Source organism: Microbacterium resistens NBRC 103078 (genome assembly GCF_001552355.1).
In the GTDB taxonomy this organism is placed as follows: Bacteria; Actinomycetota; Actinomycetes; order Actinomycetales; family Microbacteriaceae; genus Microbacterium; species Microbacterium resistens.
On sequence record NZ_BCRA01000169.1, the window covers coordinates 1 to 6091 of the forward strand.

6 protein-coding genes are annotated in these 6091 nt (G+C 71.5%); 1 reads left to right on the top strand and 5 read right to left on the bottom strand.

The features are described 5' to 3' along the window. Window positions 1-497 precede the first annotated feature (497 nt). From ccsB to MR1_RS18300, 5 genes are read right to left on the bottom strand one after another with little or no spacing between them, the layout of a single operon-like run. On the bottom strand, window positions 498-1502 hold the full coding sequence (gene ccsB / locus MR1_RS18280; RefSeq protein WP_067250469.1) for a c-type cytochrome biogenesis protein CcsB: 1005 nt from the start codon (window positions 1500-1502) through the stop codon (window positions 498-500). Between the two features lie 9 nt (window positions 1503-1511). Beyond that, a complete protein-coding gene (resB, locus tag MR1_RS18285; RefSeq protein ID WP_067250483.1) occupies window positions 1512-3236 on the bottom strand; it encodes a cytochrome c biogenesis protein ResB in 1725 nt (574 codons plus the stop codon). Window positions 3237-3282: 46 nt separating this feature from the next. Further along, a complete protein-coding gene (locus tag MR1_RS18290) occupies window positions 3283-4053 on the bottom strand; it encodes a cytochrome c biogenesis CcdA family protein (RefSeq protein ID WP_067250472.1) in 771 nt (256 codons plus the stop codon). Further along, the gene (locus tag MR1_RS18295) at window positions 4050-4688 is read right to left on the bottom strand and encodes a TlpA family protein disulfide reductase (protein ID WP_174522567.1); all 639 of its coding nucleotides are present in this window, start codon (window positions 4686-4688) and stop codon (window positions 4050-4052) included. Before MR1_RS18295 ends, MR1_RS18290 begins: the two co-directional genes overlap by 4 nt. 23 nt (window positions 4689-4711) lie before the next feature. Further along, window positions 4712-5143: a helix-turn-helix domain-containing protein gene (locus MR1_RS18300; protein WP_067250476.1), complete on the bottom strand. Its 432-nt coding sequence runs from the start codon at window positions 5141-5143 to the stop codon at window positions 4712-4714. A 52-nt stretch (window positions 5144-5195) separates the two neighbouring features. Here MR1_RS18300 and MR1_RS18305 point away from each other — a divergent pair. After that, window positions 5196-6091: NAD(P)/FAD-dependent oxidoreductase (locus MR1_RS18305; RefSeq protein WP_067250479.1), on the top strand; the 896-nt coding region annotated here is incomplete at its 3' end.

Sequence of the window (6091 nt, forward strand, 5' to 3'; positions counted from 1 at the left end):
CCCGTCGAGACCCCCTCAGAAACACGCTTCTAGGAGGGGGTCTCGACGACAGGAGGGGGTTTCGCTGGGTCTCGACGGTAGAAGGGGGTTTCGCTGGGTCTTGACGGCAGGAGGGGGTTTCGCTGCATACAACGGACCCGGATGACGCCGACGCGGACGAGACCGGCCCGAATCCGTCTCCCCGAAACCCTTCCCCGAATCCCGACCCCGAATCCCGACCCCGGTATCCCTTCCCCGAATCCCGACCCCGGATCCCGACCCCGCCCCCGGAACCCAGCACCACCCTGTCCCGAAACCCCCTCTCCCCGTCGAGACCCCCTCAGAGATACGCGCGTAGGAGGGGGTTTCGGCGGCGAGAGGGGGTTTCGACGCACCCGCGGCGCCGGGCTCGCGGAACGGGGCCAACGCCGGGGTCGCGGAACGGACGCGGCGCCGGGCTCGCGGAACGGACGGTGCCGGAGTCGCGGAACGGGGCCGGCGCGGGGCCCGGAGGACGGTCAGTTCAGGCCGGAGTAGGCGTGCAGTCCCTTGAAGAACATGTTCACGATCGTGAAGTTGAACAGCACCGCGGTGAAGCCCACGATCGACAGCCACGCCGACCGGTTCCCGCGCCAGCCGCGCGTCGCACGGGCGTGGATGTAGCCGGCGTAGAGCACCCAGATGATGAACGTCCAGGTCTCCTTGACGTCGAAGCCCCAGTACCGGCCCCAGGCGTCCTGCGCCCAGATCGCGCCGGCGATGAGCGTGAAGGTCCAGAAGATGAACCCGACGGTGGCGAAGCGGTAGGCCAGGCTCTCCAGCCGCTCCGCCGTCGGGAGCGTCGCGAGGAAGCCGGGACCCGTCTTCGGCTGGTCGCCGAGGATCCGCAGCTCCCGGCGGGTCTGCATGAGCTGCAGAACGGAGAGGGCGAACGCGAGCGCCAGGAACGCCGTGCCGAGCGAGGCCACGAAGACGTGGATCACGAGCCACACGCTCTTGAGCGGATCCATCAGCGGCGTGACCTCGACGTAGAAGCTCGTCGTCGCCCCGCCGAGCAGCACCACGATCAGGCCCACGATGAAGGTGCCGAGGTACTTCAGGTCCATGCGGATGTTGACCGCGAGATAGACGGCGACGATGAGGAGCGTGCCGGTCATCGCGAACTCGTACATGTTCGACCACGGCACGCGCTCGGCCGCGATGCCGCGAAGGATCGTCCCGGCGAGGTGGAACAGGAAGCCCAGAGCGGTCAGCGACGTTCCGATCCGGCCCATCACGTAGCGCGGCGCGGGTGCGGCCGCCGTGTCGGTCGGGACCGGCGTCGCTCCCCCGCCCTTGCCGGCACCGGTGCTCGCGGCGCCGGCGGACACGCCGACGAGCTCCTGCACCGCCGGAGCGGCGAGCTTCCGGTCCGCGGCACGCTGCGAGCGGTGCGCCAGGTCGAACGCGTAGCACACGAACGCCGCGGCGTACACGGCGATCGCCGTCCAGATCAGCAGCACCGACAGGGAGTCGAGGTCCATGGTCACAGCCTACTTTCGGGGGTTCTCGGACGCATCGGGGGCGGACGCCGCGGTCGTGCCGCCGTCGGCGTCGAGGAGCCGCTCGTGCCCCTCGGCGAGGTCCTTCACGGCGGCCGCGAGGGTCGGGTCCTCCCCGCGTGCCAGCGCCGCGTACTCCAGGTGGACGGCGCCGTCGACGACGACGGCCTTGACCCACATCCGCCGGCGCGGGACGAACAGGGCGAGGAGGAGGCCGACGACCGCGAGCACGGCGAAGACGAGGACCCAGACGGCGGAGGCGTCGTGATGCACCTGCAGGGACACGTAACGCCGCACGGACTGCGACGCGTCGGTCGCGCCCTCGGGCGACTCGTCCTCGAAGGTGACGGATCCGAGGCCGCCGGGCAGCTCCTGCGTCTGCCCGGGGGTGAGCTCGATCGAGTCGACGCCCGTGTCTCCGCCGGTGAGCTGGGTCATGTCGGTCGGGTCGAGGACGTACACGGACCGCGGGGTGCCGTCGTCGATCCCCAGGTCGCCGGAGTAGACGTTGAGCGTCAGGGTCGGGTTCACCAGCGCCGGGTACACCGAGGTGAGCGCACCCGTCTCCAGCGCGGCGGCGGTCGGGTAGAAGAAGCCGACCATGCCCAGCTGCTCGGGCATCCCGTCGGTGATCTTCACGACGCCCAGCGACGTCATGGTGGCGTTGTTCTGCGGGAGGAACGGCACCGGCCCGTGGAAGGCGACCTCCCCCTCGGCGTTGCGGACGGTGATGGTCGGCGCGTAGCCGTTGCCGAGCAGGTAGACCTTGTCGCCGCGCACGTCGAGCGGGTGGTTCACGCGCACGGACTCCTGACGGGGCTCCCCGCCGGGCTCTCGGACCGTGACGTTGGCGGAGAAGTCTCCGGCCTGGCCCTGCGCCGACTCCCCCCAGGGGACGTAGGTCACGTCGAACGAGTCGAGGGTCATCGCGTAGGGGGCCAGGGCGCCGTCGGCCACGTATCGGCCCTTGTTCATCGACGAGTAGTCGAGCAGCGTGTTGACGAAGGTCTCCCCCTCCGTCATGACGCGCTGCCCGGTGTAGGCGAAGCCGCCGCCGACGCCGACCGTGACGAGCACGCCCAGGAGAGCGAGGTGGAACAGCAGGTTGCCGGTCTCGCGGGCGTAGCCGCGCTCGGCCGACACCGAGAAGCCGCGCTTGTCGTCGTAGCGCTCGACCCGGTAGCGGAGGGCGCGCAGCTGCGACTGCGCGATGTCCACGGCCTTCTCGGCGGCTGCGGCGGCGTCCGCGCCCTCCGGGACGGACCGGACGGCCTCGCGGTGGTCGTCGAGGCGCTTGAGCCGGATCGGCGTCCGCGGCGGGCGGGAGCGCAGCGCCGTCGCGTGGTGCTTGATCCGCGGGATCACGCACCCGATCAGGGACAGGAACAGCAGCAGGTAGACGGCCGAGAACCACGCCGAGAGATAGACGTCGAACATCTGGAGCGCGTCGAGGATCGGGAAGAGGTCCGGGTTGTCGGCCTTCCACTGCGTGACGCCGTTGGGGTCCGCCATCCGCTGCGGGAAGATCGACCCGGGGATCGCGGCGATCGCGAGGATCAGCAGCAGCACGAGCGCGGTGCGCATCGACGTGAGCTGACGCCAGCCCCAGCGCAGCCAGCCCACGAATCCGAGCGCGGGCGAGGTCACCCGGTCGTCGCCGTCGATGTGGTCGGACGGACGCAGCGGATCCGAGCTGCGCGTTCCCTTCTCGGACATCTTCACGGGCGTCTCCTCGTCACGGGGCGATCCGGGATCGGAGGACTCAGAGCGGGACGGTGACACTGCCCATCACCGCCCCGAGTCGCGACATGAGGTCGGTCCAGACGCCGGTGACCATCAGCACGCCGAGGAGGATCAGCAGGACGCCGCCGATGATGTTGACGGTGCGGACGTGCCGGCGGAGGAACCCGATCGAGCGCGCCGCCCAGCCGAACCCGAGCGCGGCGAGCAGGAACGGGATCCCGAGCCCGAGCGAGTAGGCGACGCCCAGCAGCGCGGCCCGCCACGGGTCGCCGAGGTTGAGCGCGACGGCCATGATCGCCGACAGCGTCGGCCCCATGCAGGGCGTCCATCCGAGCCCGAGCGCGACGCCCAGCAGCGGAGCCCCGACCAGGCCCGCACGGCCGCTGAGGTTCACCCGCATCGTGCGCTGCGCGAAGCCGAAGAGACCGATGAACACGAGCCCCATGAGGATGATCACGGCGCCGAGGACGCGGGTGATGAGGTCCCCCCACTGCAGCAGGAACATCCCCGCCGCGCCGCCCACGACGGCGAACGCCACGAAGACGGCGGTGAAGCCGGCGATGAAGAGGAGGACGCCGAGCACCAGCCGTGCCCGCGTCGGGGCCGCCGGAGCGTCGGCGCCGGGGCGCGGGGCGCCGGAGGACGGCGCCACGGCTCCCCCCAGGAAGCCGAGGTACCCCGGCACCAGCGGCAGCACGCACGGTGACAGGAAGGAGACGAGGCCCGCGAGCATCGCGACGGGGATCGCGAGCCAGAGTGCGCCGAATCCGACGAGGGCGTCGACGTTCACGCCTTCTCCGCGAGGGCGTCCTTGACGAGGGTCGAGAGGATCGACGCTTCCTCCAGCTGCCCGACGATCCGCGCTGCGACGCGCCCCTGGCGGTCGAGCACCAGGGTGGTCGGCGTCGCCTGGATGGTCGTGGCCTGCGCGAAGGCGAGCTTGGCCTCGCCGGTGTTCACGTCGATGAGGCTGGGGTAGGTCACGCCGTACTGCTCCGCGAAGGCGCGCGCGGTGTCCGCCTGGTCGTAGGTGTTGACGCCGATGAACGACACGTCCTGGTCCTGGTACTCCTGCCAGACCGCCTCGAGGTCCTTCGCCTCGACGCGGCAGGGACCGCAGGCGGCGTACCAGAAGTTCACCACCACGACGTCCCCGGCGACGTCCTCGCTGGAGAAGGAGGAGCCGTCCTCGAGCGTGCCGCCGTACTCCACCGGCTCCGTGCGCTGGTCGGCCGGGATCTCGTCCACGCGGAGACCCGCGGCGCCGATGTACCCCTTGTTGTCCCCGGCGAGGTACTGCTCGGTCGCCGGGTCCTGCGCGCAGGCCGACAGGCCGACGGCGAGGGCGACGCCGAGCGCGGCCGCGGCGGAGCGGAGGAGGCGGGTTCGGACGACGCTGCGATTCGGGCGCAGGGAGGGTGACACGCTGGGAATCCTACGTCCGATCCCTATGCGTGAGCGGAGAGGGAACCGCTCCCGAAGCCCGCGATGATGTCGTCCACACCGGCCCGGAACCGCGGGCAGGCCATGATGTCGTGCGCCTCGCAGCGCAGCGCGTGCTCGGTCATCGCGCGCGAGCGGCGCATGTCCTCCATCCGCCGATCGAGGTCCGCGAGATGGGCGTGCAGCACCTCGTGGCGACCGGACGAGCCGTTGTCCAGCAGATGCGCGATCTGGTCCAGGCTCATCCCGGAGGCCTTGCTCCGGACGATCACGGCGATCCGCGCCACCTCCTCCTCGCCGTAGCGGCGCCGCCCTCCCGCGTCGCGATCCGGGCTCAGCAGGCCCACCGACTCCCAGTGGCGCAGCACGTTCGTGGGCAGCTCGAACCGGGCCGCCACCTCTCCCACCGACCAGGGACGATCCTCGCTTGACTTCATGTTGACATGAAGTCACACACTGGTCCGGAACGCAACCGAGGAGGAGAGATCCATGGACGACGCCATCGTGATCGGAGCGGGGCCGGCAGGCCTCCAGGCCGCGCTGACCCTGGGCCGGATGCACCGCAGCGCCCTGGTGCTGGATTCCGGCGAGTACCGCAACGGCCCCGTCGCGCACATGCACAACGTGATCGCCAACGACGGCACGCCGCCCGCGGACTTCCGCCGCACCGCGCGCGGTCAGCTGGAGGAGTACGGCACGGTCCGCATCGAACAGCGCACCGCCGTCGCCGTCGCCGCGGAGGACGACGGCTTCCGGGTCGAGCTCGCCGACGGCCCGGCGGTCCGCGGTCGGCGCCTGGTCCTCGCCACCGGCCTGGTCGACGCGCTTCCCGAGGTGGCGGGGCTGGCGCCGCTGTGGGGCCGGCGCGCGTTCTCCTGCCCGTTCTGCGACGGGCACGAGTTCGCCGGGCGCCGGATCGCCGTGATCGGGACCGCCGCGCCGCACGTGCTGGGGATGCTGCGCCCCCTCGGCGTCGACGCGACCGTGTTCACGGTCGGCGCCGGTCCGACCGACGAGTTCCGCACAGCGGTCGAGAGCCTCGGCGCGGCGATCTCCTCGGCTCCGGCGAGCGCCGTGACCGAGTCCGACGGCGACGTCGTCGTGCACGCCGGGGAGACCGCGACCCCCGTCGACGGGATCTTCGTCGCCGGAACGGCGCCGCGCCAGCGAGCGCCGTTCGCCGAGCAGCTCGGACTGCGGATGCTGCCCTCGGGCGCCGTCGAGATCGACGATTTCGGCCGCACCTCGGTGCCCGGCGTCTTCGCCGCGGGGGACAACGCCCACCGCGCGACGCTGCCGGGCGTCGTCGCCTCCGTGGTGATGGCCGCGGCGGCGGGCCAGATGGCCGCGGCGGCGATCGTCCAGGAGCTCGCCGCGGGGCGCTG